Here is a 16253-nt window from a genome sequence, read left to right on the forward strand (position 1 = left end):
GACCGGAAAAGATGCGCCCGGTGAGCACCGACATCTCCTGCTCTTGTTCGGAGAGGAAACGCTGCGCGGCATTCACGATCGAGGCGGTGTCGTTGGCGACCTTGAAGGCGATAACCGCCCGCACCTGCAACTGAATGGCCTGTTTGGTGACGCAGCGTTCGGAGATCTCGGCCTCGAACATGGCCAGCGACAGATACCGGACCTTGCGGAAGAACGGTATGACCCAGGAACCGCGGCCGATGATCACCCGGAACGGTGCCGCATCGCTGCTCTTGGCGCCACTGACCAGCATCGCCTCGTCGGGGTCCGGGACGTGATAACCCAGCACGGAATGACTCCTCGCGTTCGTCTACTCGGATGCCGGGTCCGGGCCGAGGGGTATCCAGGGCACCACCTCGGCGATACGGCCGGAATCGACCGCGATGACCAGCACGGTGCTCCCGGCCGCAATGGCTTCGGTCGCCCGCGCGATGTAGCCTTCGGTTCCCCCTCGGACGGCGACCAGGACCTCACCCAGCATCCCGGGGCCGCGGATCGGCGAGATCAGCTTACCCGTCGACCCGATGACTTCGTCCTGCAATTTCCCCGAACCTCCAAGCTGTGCGGTGGTTTCCGCCTCCGTGAGGTTACTGGTAGAGCGTGCGGTAGGCGCCGAGCATCGCGACCAGATGGTCGACGATCTCCTCGCGCGTCGCCCGCAGCGAACCGTTCAGCCAGGCCGAGAACATCCCGGCGTTCCCGCTGGCCATGGTGACGGCCGCGAGCCGGCGCCGCACGGGATCGTCGATCCGGGCGAAGAGATGGTCCTGGATGAGCCGGGTAAAGGCGGGCATCACCGAGATGGTGGTCTGGCCGAGACCCGTGCTGGAATAGGGTTCGACCAGGAACAGGCGGGATTTGCGAGGGTCGGCGAGCACCTTGTCCACCAGTGCCTCCGACAGTGCCCGATCGCGGGAGGAATCGTCGGCCACGGCGAACGCGGTCATCGGTTCCAGGAAATCCTCGGCTGTCTGCCGGTAGAGCACATCGAGCAATTCGTCGCGGCTGGCGAAACTTTCGTAGAAGTACCGGTCGGTGAGGTTGGCCCGGCGGCACACCGCCCGCATGGTGACACCGCCCGCACCGGCCTCACCGATCAGATCGAGCGCCGCCTCGAGCAGCGCACTGCGGCGTGCCTGCCGGCGCTCCGAAAGCGTGGTGCCGCCCCAGATCCGGGGCCCGCTGTCGTCCGATCGCTGGTCTGCATGCACCCGTCCACACTAATCTGCCGCCGCATGCCTTCAGTCGGGTGGTGGCGACGCCCCAGGCCTGCGATCACCTGCGGAGCCGAGAACGGTACGCGCCCGGGGCCTTGCCCTGGATCGACTCGACCGGCTCGTCGGTATCGCGGAGCCGCCCGGCCGCCAGGTCCATGCCATTTTGCTCCACGTACGCCCCGACTCCGATCAGGAAGGGCGACTCCGGCGGACCGTGTCCGGTTTGTGGCAAATGCCCAGCAGCTATCGTGAAATGCATGGTCTTGTTCGCTGTGCTGCTGCTCGCCGCGTTCGCCGCGCTGACCGGGTCGGTGCTCTCCGGGGCCGTGACCGGGTTCGATACGGCGATACACGAGTGGATCCTGGGCTTACGGGACGAAACGCTGACCACCGTCGCGGTGGTGATCACGCACGCCGGTGGGTCGGCAGTCATGTGGATGCTGGCGCTGGTGGCCGGTGGTGGGTTGCTGTGGCGTGGCCGGCGCCGTGATGCTGCGCTCGTCGCGGGTGTGGGCGCGGCGGCCGCCGTCCTGGTTCCGGTGTCCAAGGAGCTGATCGGCCGGGCTCGCCCACCTCTCGACGACCGGCTGGTCGCCGTCGACAGCCCGGCCTTCCCGTCCGGGCACAGCGCCGGCTCGACCGCAGTGATCGGAGTGCTGGCGGTGCTGTGCTACCTGAGGTTCCGGCATCGGATCGCGGCCCGGATCACGGTGGTGCTCGCCGCGGTCTTCGCGGGCCTGGTCGGCTTGTCCCGGGTCTATCTGGGTGCGCACTGGGCGACCGATGTCCTGGCCGGCTGGTCGCTCGGTGTGCTGCTGGTGCTGCTGGGTGTGCTGATACATCGCCGGGTGGGCCGATCCGCGCGCCCCGGCGACACTGTCGCCGAGGATTCCGCCGCGTCCCGTCCGCGTGCGGAGGCGGCATCCACAGCCGGTACTGCGGCCTGAACCTCGCTACCCGCGTTCCAGTTCGAGGCCGGCCGCCCGCCATCCCGCGATCCCGCCGTCGAGGCTGTAGGCGAGATGCCCCGTCTGCTGCGCGGTGGCAGCGAACTGCCGGGAGATATCGCCGGTGGGGCAGGTGAACACCACCGGATGTGCCCGGGAGAACGGCGTGCCGTGGGTGAACAGATCGTTCAGCCGGTCGTCGGGGATATTGATCGCACCCGGTACATGCGCGATGCGGTAGGCCATTGCGCCACGGGTATCGACCACCACGGTGTGTCGTGCCCGGATCATCTCTGCGAGCTCGGCCGGGCCGAGCACCGCGGCCTCGGCGATATCGGCGGGGGCGGGCGCCCGGTGCCCGGTATCGCGGCCGAACAGCTCGGGGCGCCGCTGCCGGATATAGGACAGATACGGTTCGAGCCGATCGCATACGATGACCACGGCGACCACCGGCGACCCGCTACGAGTGGATCGTGCGAGAACATCGCGGGCGGCGGTGTAGGCCGCTCCGCTGGTGGGCCCGGCGAGCACCCCGTAGCCCGTGGCGAGTTCCAGGGTGCCCTCGATGGCGCGCCCGGATTCGACGGTGACGATCTCGTCGTAGAAGTCGGGCTGGAACAACCCGACCTCCCACATTTCCCGTTCCGAACGGATACCGGGAATGAAATCGCCGCGGTCGGACACCACGGCCACCGTCCGCAGCTCCGGATGGAACTTGCGCAGGTGGCTTCCCGCGCCCCGGCTCGAGCCGGTGGTGCCCAGACCGCCGATGAGATAGTCGACGCGGTCCATACCGGCGGCGGCGAGGTCTTCGTGGATCTCCCGGCCGGTACCGTCCTGATGTGCGGCAATGTTCTTCTCGCTCGTGTACTGCGACAGGTGGCGGAATCGCTCCGGTTCCGCCGCCATCGCATTCTCGATCGCGGAGTAGACGTCGTTGGGCGTGGTGGGGTCCGGGCATTCGGAAAGCCCGGGTAGTTCGACGATATCGGTGCCGAGTAAGCGCAGCAGATCGCGTACCTCACCGACCTTGATCCGGTTGGTCATGGCCCGCAAACCGATACCGTGCATTGCCCCGAGGACGCGTAGTGCCTTGGCGGTGTTTCCGCTGGAGGCCTCGATCAGGGTGCGGTCCTCGGCGCGTACGGTACCGAGTTCGTCGCGCAGCATGGCCCAGGCGACCCGGTCCTTCACCGACCCGAACGGATTGTGCGATTCCAGTTTCGCGTACAGGTCGACGCCGTCGAGCCCGTGGACGGCCGGGTCGAGGCGGAGCAGGGGAGTGTCACCGATCAGTTCGGTGATGTGCTGATAGATCGTCACTGGTCCTCGGGAGATAGTGATTCGCCGCCCGGTGGAAGCGGGCGGAACTCGGCGTCCGGCGTGACCCGGAAAGTATCGTCCCGCCGGTCGATCGCGACCTTGTGCGCCGGTGCGTGCATGGCGGCCGCCGCGGACGACAGATCGGAGTGGTAGGCGGCCGTATTGGGGAATACGACGAGATCGCCCGGCCGGGGATACCACGGCAGCCATATCTTGTGTGCCGTGACGAGGTCGCGCTCCAGGCAGAGTCGTCCCGCGAGATACACCCCCACCGGGTCACCGGGCGGTGCGGGCGTATGCCCTGGTAGCAACAGCGGGTCGGCCATTACTTCCTGATCTGCCGGGGTCACCGAATCCCGGCTCAGATCCAGATGGACGAGCACACTGCCGTCGGCGGCCTCCTTCACGAATTCGACCCGGGCCAGCGTGATTCCGGCGTGATCGGCGAGGGATTTCCCCGGTTCGAGCCAGATCTCCAGCAGGTTGTCGGCGGCAACCCGGCCGATTCCGTGCCCACCGTGCCGTTCGAGCGGCGCGGTCAACAGGTCGGCGAGCATAGTGTCGGCCGCGACGGTATTGGCGTATTTGTGGAACACCGGCGTACCGCGCACCGAGGTCCCGTCCACCTGATATCCGAACGTGTTGGCGTCCCAGCTCATCCGGGGACCGCGTCCGCTCAGCCCGTCGCGCAGGCGGTGCACATAGTCGTCGAACTGCTGCGCGTCGGCCGTGAAAACCTGACGTAGCCCGCCGCCGATATTCAGCACCGAAGGCGTCAGCTCCCGGGAATACGCCTGTTCGAGCAGTGCGAAACAGGTCTCCGCGGCCCGCAGCCGTTCTGCGATATCGCCGGTGTCGAGATGGAAGGCGAGCCCGCGGAAGTCGAGCCGATCACGACGGTGCGCGAGCACCTCGAAGGCCCGGCCCACCGAACCCACCGGAATACCGAACCGGCTGGGCCGGGAGCCGGGAAATCCGCTGACCCGCAGCAGCACCGGGACGGCTGCCTCCGGCCGGGCGAGGCCGGCCAGCGTTTCCAGCTCCCACTGGTTGTCGATATTGATCGTGACCCCGCTGTGCACCAGAGCCCGCAGGAACCTCTCGCCCTTCGGTCCGGTGACCTCGATCCGATCTGGAGTGAACCCGGCCTGCCGGGCAGATTCCAGCTCCCCGGCCGAGGCCACATCCACCGCCGCGCCCAGGGCCGCCGCGGTGCGCACCAGCGCGGCCGAACGATTCACCTTGTGCGCATAGCAGATCCGGTACCCGGCCCGCTCCGCGTCGAGTACCGCTGTCAAACGGGCGAGATTGCGGGCGAACACCTGCGGGAAGACCAGGTGCAGCGGAGTCCCGAACCGGCCGGTCGCACGGTCGAGTGCCGGCCGGTCTGCCAGGAAATCCCGCACCAGCGGATCCCAGCGTGCCGGTAACGCCGGTGGCGGGGCGGTATCCGCCGCGGTCCGGGTATCGGGATCCGGCGTGACCTGTCGCGCGGTCATCGCCCGGGTACCGCCGCCGCGGTATCCGGGCGCCGGTCCACGGGGTTGTATCCGCCGTCACGCAGCGCCTCGAAGGCCCGGGATCGGTTGCGCGGACTACGGAACTCGGCGATCACCCGTTTACTGTCGAGGTCGATATCCACTACCCGGATATCCATGGATTCCAATACACCGCCGATGGTTCGCACACAGTGTTTACAGGTCATATCGGGCACGTAGAAGATCCGGTCCTCGGTGGCCACGGGCATATCCTCGGGGGCGTCGGCGGCCGTCTGCGCCGCCACCGGTTCGCACCGGACGACGAGGTCGCCGAACACTTCTACGAAACGCCGGGCGACCAGCGGAAGCAGGCTGTAGTTCTCCCCGCCGGCTCGGTGGGTGACCGCCGCCAGGCATACCGGATGTTCGTCCGCCGGTAGCAGCGCGTACTGGCGTGAGATGAGGTCGAGATCGTCGTGATAGCGAGCGATTGCTTCGGCCACGGACAATCCCTCTTCTGTGGTCGCCCGGCGCATCACGCGGTGAGCGTCGGCGATGGTCGCGTCCTTCATCGCCCGCAGCGTCGCGACCGTCTGCTCCGGATAGCGGACTGTGCCGTCGGCGGTGACCCGCAGATCCACCGGAATCATCCCGCGCCGGTAGGTCGAGGCCTGGAGTTCCCAGAACCAGCGGGTCGCGACTGCGGTGAAGATCCCGGAATCGAGGAGTCCGCGCGCGAAGTCGGCCGCGGACCGGTACGGGGTCCGGCCCGCGAGCAGTGCATGCTGGGCGAGCGCCCGCCCGGCGGATTCGACGCCGACCCGGAAGATATCGATCGGCTCGTGATCGGTGGTGGTGCCCGCCAGGATATCTCGCGCCGCGGCCCCGAGCGCGGCGATACGCTCGGCCAGCGCACCCTCGGCGTCGATCTGTTCCCAGAGCACGAGCACTGCCTCCCGGGTCGCGATGGGGACCTGCGGCCCGAACCCGTCGTCGCGATAGAAGCCGGTGTTGGGTATGCCGGCGCTGTCGGTCCAGGTCATCCGGTGGGTCGCGGAGGTGACTTCGCCGGCAGTGCACGGCTGCATGAATCGCTCCAGATACAACCGCTGCGAGAAGGTGAGGTGGCTGCCCGCTTCGGGCTGCAGTTCGGTCGCGGTGTACTCGAACCTGCGTGTGGGACGCGGTGCGCCGGGACCGAAGAGCCCGGGCCGCGCGAGTCCGGACAGGATCTGCGCAGCGGTACGCCGGTGGTAGCGGGCCGTCGTTTCGGTGCTCCCGGTGGATATGCCGGTCTCGATGGTCATGAAATCTCCTCGGCCAGGGCGCGGACACGGTCGGTGAAGCGGTCGATATCGTCGGGCCCGGTGTAGATCTGGGTGCTGACCCGGACGGCGTCACCGGCGGCGCCACCCGGGACGCAGTGCGCGCCGGTGCGGACCAGGAAGCCGTACTCGGCGAGTACGAAACCCAGATCGGCCGCCGAGATGCCGTCGAGGGTGAAGGAGACGATGCCGTGGCCCGTATCGTGCCCGCCGTATGCGGGACCGGGCAGGAAATCCAGCCCGCGGACGGTACGCAGGCCGGTCAGCAATCGGTGCGTCAACGCGGTGTTGTGTGCCGCTATCGCGGGCATCCCGTACGACTCGAGGACCTCGAGGGCGGTACCGAGGGCGAGAATGCCCGGAATATTCGGGGTGCCACCCTCGAGCAGCCCGGGCATCCGCCCGGATTCGAATCCGGTGGCGGTGAGCCGTACATCCGTGGTCCCGCCGGGCAGGAACGGGCGCAGTTCCGGGTGGACCCGGCGGTGGCAGTACAGGATGCCGGCGCCGGGCGCGGCGAACATCTTGTGCGCCGCGAATACCGCGAAATCGGCGGCCAGGGCGGTCACATCGACCGGTAGATGACCGCCGCTCTGACTGCAGTCGTAGCACAGCAACACACGCTCGGGCAGTAGCGCGCGGATATCGTTCAGGGCGGTTGTACTGCCGAAGACATGGTGCAGATGGGTGACGGTGAGCAGCCGGGTCCGCGGCCCGGCCTTTGCGGCGATATCGGCCAGGTCGGCGGCCCCCGTTGCGGTCACCCGGTAGGGCACGAGTTCGATCCGCCGCCCGAATCGGGCGAGGGTGTCGCGCAGGAGATACCAGGGGTGGATGTTGGCGGCATGGTCGCGGGGGCTGTAGAGGATCTCGTCTCCGTCGCGGAGTGCAGTGAGCCCCCAGGAGAGCGCGACTGCGTTCAGGGCCGCGGTCGCGCCGCCGGTGAAAACGATCTCGTCGGGATGGGCGGCGCCGACGAACCCGGCGGTATGGGCCCGGATTGCGGCGATCTGCTGGGTGAGCGCGGTTGCCCACGGGTAGGTTCCGCGGGCGGCGTTGGCCGTCGCGGACGCGTGATACTTCCGTATGGTCTCGATGACGGCATGCGGTTTCTGTGTTGTGGCCGCACTGTCGAGATACACCTCCCGGGCCTCGGCCACAGCAGGAAAAGACTCCCGTACTTGCGGCGCGAGCAGTGCTTCGGCCGGGGAGGGGCGGACCCGAGCCGGGTGATCCCGGCCGGGCAGGGAGGATCGCATCGTCTTCGCTCCCTCCGCCGATTCGCCGGACGGCAACAACGATACCGATCACCGGCGGCCACGCCCAGTAGCTTTGAACGGCAATCATTTTGGGTGAGTGGTACCGGTGCGGCCGTCGCCTCCCCGGTTTTGTCGGGGGTGCGCGTTAGGGTGCGCGTATGCCCCTGACTCCCGAGGAACGACAGTCCTTCCTGGCCGAACCACATATCGGTGCCTTGTCGGTATCCGCCGGCCCGGACCGGGGGCCGCTGACGCTCCCGATCTGGTACCAGTACACGCCGGGCGAAGATCTGTGGGTGATCACCGGTCCGGAATCGGTGAAGATGCGCCGGATCCGCGATGCGGGCAGGTTCAGCCTGATGGTGCAACGGGTGCAGCCGACGGTCCGCTACGTGAGCGTGGAAGGGCCGGTCACCGCGGTCGAACCGATGCCGGATGCCCGGCACCGCGAAATGGTCGCGCGTTATCTTCCGCCGGATCAGGTGGAGGGCTACCTGGCCTTTGCCGAGGCCGAGCTGGGGGAGCACGTCATCGTCCGGATGCGGCCGGAGCGCTGGCTTTCCGGGGATCTCGGCTGAGGAAACTCAGTACCCGCCCTGCAGGTATCCGACGAGCTGTTCCCGTTCGGTCGTGAGTTCGGACAGTGCGCTCTTGACGACATCGCCGATACTGACGATGCCGGTGAGGCGGCCCTGGTCGACCACGGGGAGATGGCGTACCCGGTGATCGGTCATGATTCCCCGGAGCCCGTCGACCCGGTCGTCGGGGCTGCAGGTCCGGACTTCGGTGGTCATGATCCGCGTGACAGGGAATTCCAATAGCGATGCGCCGTACCGGTGCAGGCCGCGGACGACATCACGCTCGGAGACGATCCCGGCGATACGATTGCCGTCCGGGGAGACGACGGCGGCGCCGATGTTCTGTTCGGCCAGCAGTGCCAGCAACGCCCGGATATCGGTTTCGGGCCGGACGGTCGCTACGGCGCTGCCCTTGGTGTTGAGGATCTCGGCGATACGCATGGTCACCATCCACATGAGCGCGGGATTTCTACAATCCCGCGGCCGGGGGAGGAATACCAGCACGAATCGGCATCGACCGGACGCCGTCGTATCGGCTGGGAAAGAAACGGCAGTTCGACGGGGCTATTCGTCGTCCAGGCCCGCGGACAGGTAGGCCGCGGCGGCGAGCCATTGCCGGCACTGGGGCCCGTGGACATCGTGGATGCGCAGGATGGCGCGGGCCTGCCGGTAGGTGAGTACCGGCGGTTCGGCGCTACAGTCGGCTCCCGCCTCGGGGGCGAAGTGGCGCAGGGGTTCCGGATTGTGCCCCAGGGTGTGCGTACCGGGAACGCTTCCGACCGCGTTCCGGTGGGGACTTCGGAATGGCTGGATCATTCGGTTGCCCCTCACGTGCGATGGTGCGGGGGCGACACTCCGGTCCGGTGAAGCGACCGGAAGATGCTGCGTATCGCCCCTCTTGGTGGTGCGAGTCTATGTCGCCGTCGCTTACAAATGCAAGTACATCTGCAAACAACATACGAAAAAACATTCGGCCCGAGCGCCCGTCCTCGGTGTGTCATCGGCCCAGTGGCACTGCACTTCTCGCCGACTGCGGGCCGGGCCGGTTGCGGGCCGGGCTACGGTTTGCGCGCCACACCCCCGTACGCCGGAATCGGCCGGTCGTCGCCGGCAACAACCTGCCCGGGATACCACCGGGCCACCGTGGTGAATCCGGGCTCGACCAGGTCGAGCCCGTCGAAAAGCGCGCGGATCTCCGACTGTGTCCGCGGCACATACGGCTCACCGCCTATATCGGCATACTCGGCGCACAGTCGCACATAGTCGTCATCGTCATCGGTGCCGTCCCAGAGCGCGAGGTAGCTGCCGCCGGCGGTCGATTCGAGCACGGTGTGCACGATGCGGCGCATTTCCGCGGCGCTGTGGGCGTGGCCCAGAACGCCCATGAACATCACCGCCACCGGCCGGGTGAGGTTCAGGATGTGGCGGGCGTCGGCCACGACGATCTCGGGGTGGTGGTAATCGGTGTCGATATAGGTGGTGACGCCCTCGTCGCTGGTGCTGGTCAGCAGGGTGCGGGCATGGGCCAGCACAACCGGGTCGTTGTCCACGTACACGATCCGGGATTCCGGTGCCACGCTTTGCGCGACCTCGTGGGTGTTCTGCATGGTGGGCAGTCCGGTGCCGATATCGAGGAACTGGCGAATTCCCTTCTCGGCGGCCAGGTATCGCACTGTGCGCACGAGGAACTCCCGGGACTCTGTCGCCAGCGTCGTGATCCCGGGATAGACGGCGCTGCCCGCGTCCGCGGCGATCCGGTCGACCTCGTAGTAGTCGCTGCCGCCCATCCAGTAGTTCCAGATCCGGGCGGGGTGCGGGATATCGGTTCTGATGGCGCGCTGGTGCTCGTCGGACATGGCGGACTCCTCGGCGATACGGGCCGGAAGCGTGCCGGAGGATGCGCCGCGGCCGGCTCTCGGGGCTGGTGGAACCGGTGTCGGTTTGCGACAGTACAAGGCCCGCCGGTGGGCTCCGGGCAGGCGCGCGGCCCTACGGAATCGTGCGGTGCTCCCCTGCGGTGGGGCCGGATCCGGCGCCGGCGGCTGCGTCCGGCGGGGCGATGGAGCCTGCCCTGGAGGCTTGTGGGGGCGCATCGGCGAACTTCGTGCTATCGTCCTGATGTCGGTGCAGATGCAAGAACACTTGCGAGTGCATCTGTAAGGACCGGCGGTATGCGACGAGTGGTGTCAGCAACCATGAGCAAGGAGTAGGTCCTATGTCGGAAGTAACCAATCGGGTGGTCGGAGCTTGGCGCAAGAGCACCTTCAGCAATCCGAGCGGGAACTGTGTCGAGTTCGCCGAAGCGGCCGGCGACCAGGTGGCCGTGCGTAATTCGCGTTTCCCCGACGGCGGTGTGCTCTTCTATACCCGCCCGGAGATCGAGGCGTTCCTGCAGGGCGCGAAAGCTGGAGAGTTCGACGATCTGGCTGTATGAGAGGTAGCATGGGCCGTCGGCGTGGTGCGCCGCGGATTGCACTGTGGCGCACCGTGGGTTAACCCGAAAGCGGAGACGACTCCATGATCGCAGAGCCCGGGAATCGTGGCGGCAGGCAACCCGTCGAGGCGGAGCGTGGCCCCACGGTCCTACGCATCGCTCTGGGCGGCCAGCTACGGAAACTGCGTGAGAGCAAGAAAATCACCCGCGAGGCCGCGGGCGATGCCATCCGCGGCTCTCATGCCAAGATCAGCCGGCTCGAACTGGGCCGGTCGAGTTTCAAAGAACGTGATATCCGGGACCTGCTGACGCTGTACGGCATCACCGATCCCGAAGAGCGCGAGAGGTTTCTCGATCTCGCGCGTAAAGCCAACGAACCGGGATGGTGGCATCGCTACGGCGATCTGCTGCCGTCCTGGTTCGGGCAGTATCTGGGTCTGGAGCAGGCCGCGAGCAAGATCCGCACCTATGAATCGCATCTGGTCCCGGGGCTTTTGCAGACCCCGGATTATGCGCGTGCGGTGGTAACCCTCGGTTACGAGGATGCCGATACCGATCGGCGGGTGGCTTTCCGGCAGCGCCGGCAGGAGATTCTGCACCGCAACGATCCGCCGGTCGTCTGGGCGGTGATCGACGAGGCGGCTCTACATCGCCCCGTCGGCGGTCGTGACGTGCACCGGGCGCAGATGGAACATCTGCTCGACCTGACCCGCCTGCCGAATGTGACCATTCAGGTCGTTCCGTTCTCCGCCGGTGAACATCCCGCGGCCGGAAGCTCTTTCACCATTCTGCGTTTCGCCGAGCCGGATCTGCCCGATATCGTGTATCTGGAGCAGTTGACGAGCGCGCTGTATCTGGACCGGCGCGAGGATTTGGCACTGTACCTCTCGGTGATGGACCGGTTGAGTGTGCAGGCCGCGACGCCCGAGGAATCCCGGGCGATTATCGTCGAATATACGAAAGGCCTGTAATACCAGGCGAATAGCCGCCAACGGCGGGAGAGTATCCGGACCGTGCCGGTACCGGACCGCCCCGGCGCCGAGCCGCCGAGACGGTGGATTACGCGCGTCCGTCAGGCCCGGATGAATGTGGACGCCACGCGCCAGAAGGTATCCGGCTGCAGCGACCGGAAATCCCAGTCGTCGGACAGCGCATGAACCGTGGTGACGATCTGGTCGATATCGAAATCGTCACGTGTCGCTGCGCCGGTGGATTCGATTGCGTCGATGACGAACTCGACGGCGGTCTCCCGGGACGAACCGGCACGGAGACTTCCGTCGCGGACGCCGAATGTACTCATATCAATACCGTTCGCCGGATTTCCTATCGGGACAGGATCCATTCGGGTTGTGCTGCTACCGAAATGATTCGGACCCCCTGGGCTGTCCCGCAGCTGTGGCAGTAAACCACTGGCGAATGTTGTCGTCGGCTCACTCACGCGGCCTCCCCATGTTTTCCCCTGTGTAGCGGTGTGGGATGAGTCTAGGTCGGTAGTGCTTTCAAATGCAAGTACATCTGCACGATCGATTCATTGTGTCGGAACGGTTTTCGGATGATCTTGTCAGTCGGCCAGGGCGGCGACCGCAGCCTCGATCGGGGTGTCACCGGAGACCAGTTCCAAGGTACGACCGGCCGTATGCCGGGCATCGAGGAGTGCGAAGACGGTATCGGCGACATCGGCACGGGGAATATCGCCCCGGCCGATTCGCGGTGGTGCCAGGGTGACCGAACCCGTGCCGGGTTCGTCGGTGAGGCGGCCCGGACGCACAATGGTCCAATCCAGGTCGCGGCTGTGCAGATCGTCCTCGGCCTGCGTTTTCGCCTCGATATAGGCGGCCCATACGTCATCGGTGCCCGGTGCCGGCGCAAGACCGGTTCCCATGGCCGAGATCTGCACGAACCGCCGGGTGCCCACTCGTTCGGCAGCTTCGGCGAGTAGAACCGAGCCGTCCCGGTCCACAGTGTATTTGCGGGCGGCGCCACTACCCGGCCCGGCGCCGGCGGCGAACACCGCCGCGTCGGCGCCCTGCAGGGTCGCGGCGAGATCGGTCACGACCGCCTTTTCGAGATCCAGGACCACCGGTTCGGCGCCCGTGGCGTAGATCTCGGAGGCGTGCGCCGGGTTGCGGATCAGCGCGATCGCGCTGTGTCCGCGGCCGGTGAGTCGTTCGGCGAGCAGTAGAGCGATCTTGCCGTGTCCGCCGGCGATGACGATGCGCATACCGGACTCCTCTCGTATCTCAGCGTTCGGGCCCGCCGGGGTTGCAGGCGGCGCCGACAGTTTCGTCGTAGCCCACCGGCGGCCGCCAGGGTTCCAGATTCCAGGTGGGCTTATCGGGCGCGATGAGCCGCGCCCATTCCCAATGGCAGCGGAACTGATCCCACATTCCGGGGGTGTCCGCGGCCGGGTCGAGCGTGCCGATTTCCTGCCAGGCGCGTTGTGCGGCGCCGGGGAAGGTGGTGTCGCGGCCTGCTCGGGTCGGGTGGACCATGAGACGTGGACCGTCGATATTCGAGGTCCATTCCAGCCGGTCGATCAACGACATCCCGGCGTAGGGATCGACGACCGGGGTGGAAGTGCGTACGACGGTTGCCGCCGGGGATCCGGTCGGACGCACGGTCGCCGGGGCTGCGGTCGTGGTTTCGGCCGCGGCAACACCTCCCGGCTCCGGTGGATCCGGAGAGCCGCAGCCGGTGAGCATTGCTGCGCACAGGAGAGCGAACGAACCGGCCACACGGGAGGTGGGGTCGGTCGGCATGGACGCTCCTGCGGTCGGTTCCCGGCGGTGGGTCGCGCCGGTGCTTCCGAGCTTAGAGGCCGGGGCCGTAGTTGTGGGGGGAGGCCGCCGAGTGCGCCGCGGGTTTTCCGGGCCGTACGGGGGCGTGCGGGTCGAGCCGGATCAGCGCCACAGGGTGTGGCACGGTAGCCGGCGCAGTCCGGGCCTGATCTTGCTGTCCACGGTGACCGTGAGCCCCGCATGGACGGCCGCGGAGGTGAACTCCCAGGCCTCGGCATTGGTTGCCGCGTATTCCAGGACGAGGGCATTGTCGGGTGCCGGGCCGTCGAAGTAGACCGTCACCCGGCGTGTGAGGTTATCGCGACTGTTGTTGTCGCGTTCGGCCGTGGTCGGTGCTGTAGCGTCCACGATTCACGCCTCCTTCCGGGCAGCGTCCCCGTCGACGCCGTTGTGTGTAACCCTAAGTCCCGACCATGGGTGGGAACATGTTCCGGAACAGGGTCTGGGTGATTCACAGCATGTGCCGGGTCCTCTCGGGCGGGGTCACGAAGCATCTGCGACCCGGCCGGGGCCGTGACAACAGCCGATGGTGCCCGAGCTCGGGCCGGTGCCCGATATGAGTGGTATCGCAGGGGTCCACGCCGCTGCGGTGCCGCTGAACTGCCCGGCGCCCGAATGTCGTTTACTCCACGGGAGTTTCGTTTGGTCTCCCGTACCGATCCCATGCGAAACTCGAATAATGGGTGCTTCTGGGATGCGATCGGCGTTGGAGACGGCTGCCTCGACCGGGTCGGGGGTCACGGCGCGGGCCGCGGTGGACGGCGGACCCACTGTGCTGCGCATGGTGCTCGGGGGGCGGTTGCGGCGGTTGCGTGAAGCCAGTGGGCTGTCCCGGGAACAGGCCGGCGATCATATCCGCGGTTCGGATTCCAAGATCAGCCGGCTCGAGCTGGGCCGGACCAGTATCCGCGAGCGTGATCTGGTGGATCTGCTCGAGCTCTACGGGATCACCGACGCCGAGGAGCTGGCGGCGTTCCAGGAACTGGCCCGGCAGGCGAATACCTCCGGCTGGTGGCACCGCGACAACGACTGGCTGCCGAAATGGTTCGATATGTATCTGGGCCTGGAGCAGGCGGCGCAGGTGATCCGGTGTTACGAACCGCGTGCGGTGCCCGAACTGTTACAGACCCCGGAGTATGCGCGGGCCTTGCTCACGCTCGCACATCCGGGGGAGACGACCGAAGCCATCGAACGGCGGGTGGCACTGCGGATGCGCCGGCAGCACATTCTGAACCGGCCCCACCCGCCGCACCTCTGGCTGATCGTCGAGGAGGCGGCGCTGATCCGTCGGATCGGCGGGTCCCGGACCTGGTCGGCCCAGATCGATCGATTGCTGGCCGCCGCCAAACAGCCGCATGTCACCGTGCAGGTACTGGCCGATCATGTCGGCGGTCCGGCCATGACCGACGGCGCATTCACCTATCTGCGGTTCGCGGAGGCCGATCTGCCCGATATCGTGTACTTACAGCAGCTCACCGGCGCGTTGTACCTGGACAAACAGGCCGATCTGGACGCTTACCGGTCGGTCGCGAACCAGTTGTCGGTGCATGCCGCACCTCCCGAGCACACCTCCGGGCTGCTGGCGGCCCTGCGGCGCCGGCAGCCGCGGACCCTGGACCAGCCGCTGCGCCGGGAAGCCGGCCGCGGTCATTGAACCCGGCGGCGGCTCTCCCTGCCTCCGGGGGCGGGGAGGCATCGCAACGCACCGTTCTCTACGTCGTTACCCGTTTGTGACCGAACCCAATTCGCGGTCGCTCCCCTGATGAACTCTCCGGACTGATACCGGATGGGGCGCCCGCGCCCGAGTCCGTGGTTACTGTCCAGTAGTTATGGTGGGCAGTAAGGTAGCCGGTTCCGGAAGCACAGACCTGGAAGCCGAACTCGTAGCGCATTTCCGGTCTCCCGAACCGGAAATGGACGCGGCCGATATGGCCACCACCATCCGGCACTGTCTGGCCGCCGCGGCGCACGACCTCGGTGCCCGCCCCGCCGCGGCGGCGACGATCACCGCGGCGGCCGCACGCTGGGCCCGTGAAGGGGTGACCCTGGAATCGGTGCTCACGACCTGCCACGACTGCGCCCGCAGTGGTTTCGAATTCCTCGCGGCGCGAATGGCAGAAGCCGCCGCGAGCGGGCAGCCCATGGCCGACGCCGCCCGCCTTCTGGTGCGTGTCGTCGAGGTGGTGACCACCGCCGCCGCCACCGCATACCTGGACGAACACCGGATCGTGGCCCGCGAGCACCAGACTTCGGCGCAGACGATGGTGGCGGCCCTGCTCGCCGGCCACGGAGTGAGCGCGCTGGCGCGCAGGTCGGGTCTCCGCGTCGCCCCCGCCTATCAGGTGGTGGCTCTGGCGATCCCGCCGAACGCCGAGGAACGCGCAGGCGGCCCCGGCACGGTATCGGCGTCCCGCCGCAAGCTCCGCCGGGTCCAGGCGGCCCTGGGGCCACCGCTGGGTTCGCGATGCCTGCCGCTGCTGCACGCCGACGGCGGCACCGTACTGATTCCCTTGGAAGCGGCGCACGACACCGGTGCCGGCCCGATGACGGCGGGAGTGATGAGCGCCGAGGTGCTGCAGCTGGTCGCGGAAGCCGCGGAGGCCCCGCCGACCGCGACCGTGGCCGTCGGCGCCACCGAACAGATACCGGAACTGGCCGGACGCACCCATGAACTCCTGGACCGGTTGTGTGCCGGCGGCCGGCCACCGGGCCTGTACCGGATCACGGAAGGTAAGGCCGCGGAGCCGGATTCGGTGGTGGACGCGAGGCGGTTGCGCCGCCTGCCGCGCGTCACGCCCGGTATGTCCGCTCGTCCGGGCAAACCAGGGGCGGCGTGACAGGGGGGCCGGATGACA

The 16253-nt window shown here is 67.4% G+C and carries 20 protein-coding genes; 6 read left to right on the forward strand and 14 right to left on the reverse strand.

The genetic code is table 11. From position 1 onward, the window contains the following. The 3 genes from ON22_RS11955 to ON22_RS11965 form a co-directional block, all read right to left on the reverse strand. Positions 1-328 (reverse strand): SPFH domain-containing protein (locus ON22_RS11955; RefSeq protein WP_043740069.1); only part of this gene is annotated, 328 nt, incomplete at its 3' end. Between the two features lie 21 nt (positions 329-349). Further along, on the reverse strand, positions 350-580 hold the full coding sequence (locus ON22_RS11960) for an NfeD C-terminal domain-containing protein (protein WP_033242852.1): 231 nt from the start codon (positions 578-580) through the stop codon (positions 350-352). 46 nt (positions 581-626) lie between these two features. Beyond that, the gene (locus ON22_RS11965) at positions 627-1250 is read right to left on the reverse strand and encodes a TetR/AcrR family transcriptional regulator (protein ID WP_051157529.1); all 624 of its coding nucleotides are present in this window, start codon (positions 1248-1250) and stop codon (positions 627-629) included. Between the two features lie 263 nt (positions 1251-1513). Here ON22_RS11965 and ON22_RS11970 point away from each other — a divergent pair, with 263 nt between their 5' ends. Next, positions 1514-2203: a phosphatase PAP2 family protein gene (locus ON22_RS11970; protein WP_051157530.1), complete on the forward strand. Its 690-nt coding sequence runs from the start codon at positions 1514-1516 to the stop codon at positions 2201-2203. A gap of 6 nt (positions 2204-2209) precedes the next feature. Here ON22_RS11970 and ON22_RS11975 read toward each other — a convergent pair whose 3' ends face one another. Genes ON22_RS11975 through ON22_RS11990 form a run of 4 tightly spaced genes read right to left on the reverse strand, consistent with a single transcriptional unit; the run spans position 2210 to position 7588 of the window. After that, positions 2210-3526, reverse strand: coding sequence for a pyridoxal-phosphate dependent enzyme (locus ON22_RS11975; RefSeq protein ID WP_086007715.1), 1317 nt, complete (start codon positions 3524-3526; stop codon positions 2210-2212). Beyond that, positions 3523-5025, reverse strand: coding sequence for a type III PLP-dependent enzyme domain-containing protein (locus ON22_RS11980; protein ID WP_051157531.1), 1503 nt, complete (start codon positions 5023-5025; stop codon positions 3523-3525). Before ON22_RS11980 ends, ON22_RS11975 begins: the two co-directional genes overlap by 4 nt. Further along, complete coding sequence (locus ON22_RS11985; protein WP_051157532.1) at positions 5022-6311, reverse strand: heavy-metal-associated domain-containing protein; 1290 nt, start codon at positions 6309-6311, stop codon at positions 5022-5024. Before ON22_RS11985 ends, ON22_RS11980 begins: the two co-directional genes overlap by 4 nt. Then, entirely contained in the window at positions 6308-7588 is a 1281-nt protein-coding gene (locus ON22_RS11990; protein ID WP_081595518.1) for an aminotransferase class V-fold PLP-dependent enzyme, read from the reverse strand. Before ON22_RS11990 ends, ON22_RS11985 begins: the two co-directional genes overlap by 4 nt. Before the next feature lie 158 nt (positions 7589-7746). On the opposite strand from ON22_RS11990, the gene ON22_RS11995 reads away from it, so the two are divergent. Beyond that, complete coding sequence (locus tag ON22_RS11995; RefSeq protein WP_033242854.1) at positions 7747-8166, forward strand: pyridoxamine 5'-phosphate oxidase family protein; 420 nt, start codon at positions 7747-7749, stop codon at positions 8164-8166. 6 nt (positions 8167-8172) lie between these two features. Here ON22_RS11995 and ON22_RS12000 read toward each other — a convergent pair whose 3' ends face one another. The 3 genes from ON22_RS12000 to ON22_RS12010 all read right to left on the reverse strand — a co-directional run bounded on the left by ON22_RS12000 (position 8173) and on the right by ON22_RS12010 (position 10022). Next, on the reverse strand, positions 8173-8607 hold the full coding sequence (locus ON22_RS12000) for a CBS domain-containing protein (protein WP_033243109.1): 435 nt from the start codon (positions 8605-8607) through the stop codon (positions 8173-8175). 123 nt (positions 8608-8730) lie between these two features. Further along, positions 8731-8982, reverse strand: coding sequence for a hypothetical protein (locus ON22_RS12005; protein ID WP_033242855.1), 252 nt, complete (start codon positions 8980-8982; stop codon positions 8731-8733). A gap of 242 nt (positions 8983-9224) precedes the next feature. Continuing rightward, positions 9225-10022 (reverse strand): SAM-dependent methyltransferase, encoded by a 798-nt coding sequence (locus tag ON22_RS12010; RefSeq protein ID WP_033242856.1) that lies wholly within the window; start codon positions 10020-10022, stop codon positions 9225-9227. A gap of 359 nt (positions 10023-10381) precedes the next feature. On the opposite strand from ON22_RS12010, the gene ON22_RS12015 reads away from it, so the two are divergent. Further along, a complete protein-coding gene (locus tag ON22_RS12015; RefSeq protein WP_051157533.1) occupies positions 10382-10600 on the forward strand; it encodes a DUF397 domain-containing protein in 219 nt (72 codons plus the stop codon). Positions 10601-10683: 83 nt separating this feature from the next. Beyond that, positions 10684-11571, forward strand: coding sequence for a Sco1979 family transcriptional regulator (locus ON22_RS12020; RefSeq protein WP_033242858.1), 888 nt, complete (start codon positions 10684-10686; stop codon positions 11569-11571). Between the two features lie 101 nt (positions 11572-11672). Here ON22_RS12020 and ON22_RS12025 read toward each other — a convergent pair whose 3' ends face one another. The 4 genes from ON22_RS12025 to ON22_RS12040 form a co-directional block, all read right to left on the reverse strand. Then, positions 11673-11900: a hypothetical protein gene (locus ON22_RS12025; protein ID WP_033243110.1), complete on the reverse strand. Its 228-nt coding sequence runs from the start codon at positions 11898-11900 to the stop codon at positions 11673-11675. A 261-nt stretch (positions 11901-12161) separates the two neighbouring features. Beyond that, complete coding sequence (locus tag ON22_RS12030) at positions 12162-12821, reverse strand: NAD(P)H-binding protein (RefSeq protein WP_033242859.1); 660 nt, start codon at positions 12819-12821, stop codon at positions 12162-12164. Positions 12822-12840: 19 nt separating this feature from the next. After that, a complete protein-coding gene (locus tag ON22_RS12035) occupies positions 12841-13359 on the reverse strand; it encodes a DUF2599 domain-containing protein (RefSeq protein ID WP_051157534.1) in 519 nt (172 codons plus the stop codon). A 141-nt stretch (positions 13360-13500) separates the two neighbouring features. Beyond that, the gene (locus tag ON22_RS12040; protein WP_033242860.1) at positions 13501-13746 is read right to left on the reverse strand and encodes a hypothetical protein; all 246 of its coding nucleotides are present in this window, start codon (positions 13744-13746) and stop codon (positions 13501-13503) included. Positions 13747-14077: 331 nt separating this feature from the next. On the opposite strand from ON22_RS12040, the gene ON22_RS12045 reads away from it, so the two are divergent. Both ON22_RS12045 and ON22_RS34585 read left to right on the forward strand, forming a co-directional pair. Further along, a complete protein-coding gene (locus tag ON22_RS12045; RefSeq protein ID WP_506329731.1) occupies positions 14078-15052 on the forward strand; it encodes a Sco1979 family transcriptional regulator in 975 nt (324 codons plus the stop codon). A gap of 175 nt (positions 15053-15227) precedes the next feature. Beyond that, positions 15228-16235, forward strand: coding sequence for an RsbRD N-terminal domain-containing protein (locus ON22_RS34585; RefSeq protein ID WP_051157536.1), 1008 nt, complete (start codon positions 15228-15230; stop codon positions 16233-16235). The last annotated feature ends 18 nt before the right edge of the window (positions 16236-16253 follow it).

The organism is Nocardia carnea NBRC 14403, from assembly GCF_000308515.1.
Lineage (GTDB): Bacteria > Actinomycetota > Actinomycetes > Mycobacteriales > Mycobacteriaceae > Nocardia > Nocardia carnea.

Excerpts from the sequence above, each read along its gene's own strand:
- ON22_RS11970 (WP_051157530.1), top strand. The coding sequence starts at position 1,514 with ATGGTCTTGTTCGCTGTGCTGCTGCTCGCCGCGTTCGCCGCGCTGACC.
- ON22_RS11980 (WP_051157531.1), bottom strand. The coding sequence starts at position 5,025 with ATGACCGCGCGACAGGTCACGCCGGATCCCGATACCCGGACCGCGGCG.
- ON22_RS11985 (WP_051157532.1), bottom strand. The coding sequence starts at position 6,311 with ATGACCATCGAGACCGGCATATCCACCGGGAGCACCGAAACGACGGCC.
- ON22_RS11990 (WP_081595518.1), bottom strand. The coding sequence starts at position 7,588 with ATGCGATCCTCCCTGCCCGGCCGGGATCACCCGGCTCGGGTCCGCCCC.
- ON22_RS11995 (WP_033242854.1), top strand. The coding sequence starts at position 7,747 with ATGCCCCTGACTCCCGAGGAACGACAGTCCTTCCTGGCCGAACCACAT.
- ON22_RS12000 (WP_033243109.1), bottom strand. The coding sequence starts at position 8,607 with ATGCGTATCGCCGAGATCCTCAACACCAAGGGCAGCGCCGTAGCGACC.
- ON22_RS12005 (WP_033242855.1), bottom strand. The coding sequence starts at position 8,982 with ATGATCCAGCCATTCCGAAGTCCCCACCGGAACGCGGTCGGAAGCGTT.
- ON22_RS12010 (WP_033242856.1), bottom strand. The coding sequence starts at position 10,022 with ATGTCCGACGAGCACCAGCGCGCCATCAGAACCGATATCCCGCACCCC.
- ON22_RS12015 (WP_051157533.1), top strand. The coding sequence starts at position 10,382 with ATGTCGGAAGTAACCAATCGGGTGGTCGGAGCTTGGCGCAAGAGCACC.
- ON22_RS12020 (WP_033242858.1), top strand. The coding sequence starts at position 10,684 with ATGATCGCAGAGCCCGGGAATCGTGGCGGCAGGCAACCCGTCGAGGCG.
- ON22_RS12025 (WP_033243110.1), bottom strand. The coding sequence starts at position 11,900 with ATGAGTACATTCGGCGTCCGCGACGGAAGTCTCCGTGCCGGTTCGTCC.
- ON22_RS12030 (WP_033242859.1), bottom strand. The coding sequence starts at position 12,821 with ATGCGCATCGTCATCGCCGGCGGACACGGCAAGATCGCTCTACTGCTC.
- ON22_RS12035 (WP_051157534.1), bottom strand. The coding sequence starts at position 13,359 with ATGCCGACCGACCCCACCTCCCGTGTGGCCGGTTCGTTCGCTCTCCTG.
- ON22_RS12045 (WP_506329731.1), top strand. The coding sequence starts at position 14,078 with ATGGGTGCTTCTGGGATGCGATCGGCGTTGGAGACGGCTGCCTCGACC.
- ON22_RS34585 (WP_051157536.1), top strand. The coding sequence starts at position 15,228 with ATGGTGGGCAGTAAGGTAGCCGGTTCCGGAAGCACAGACCTGGAAGCC.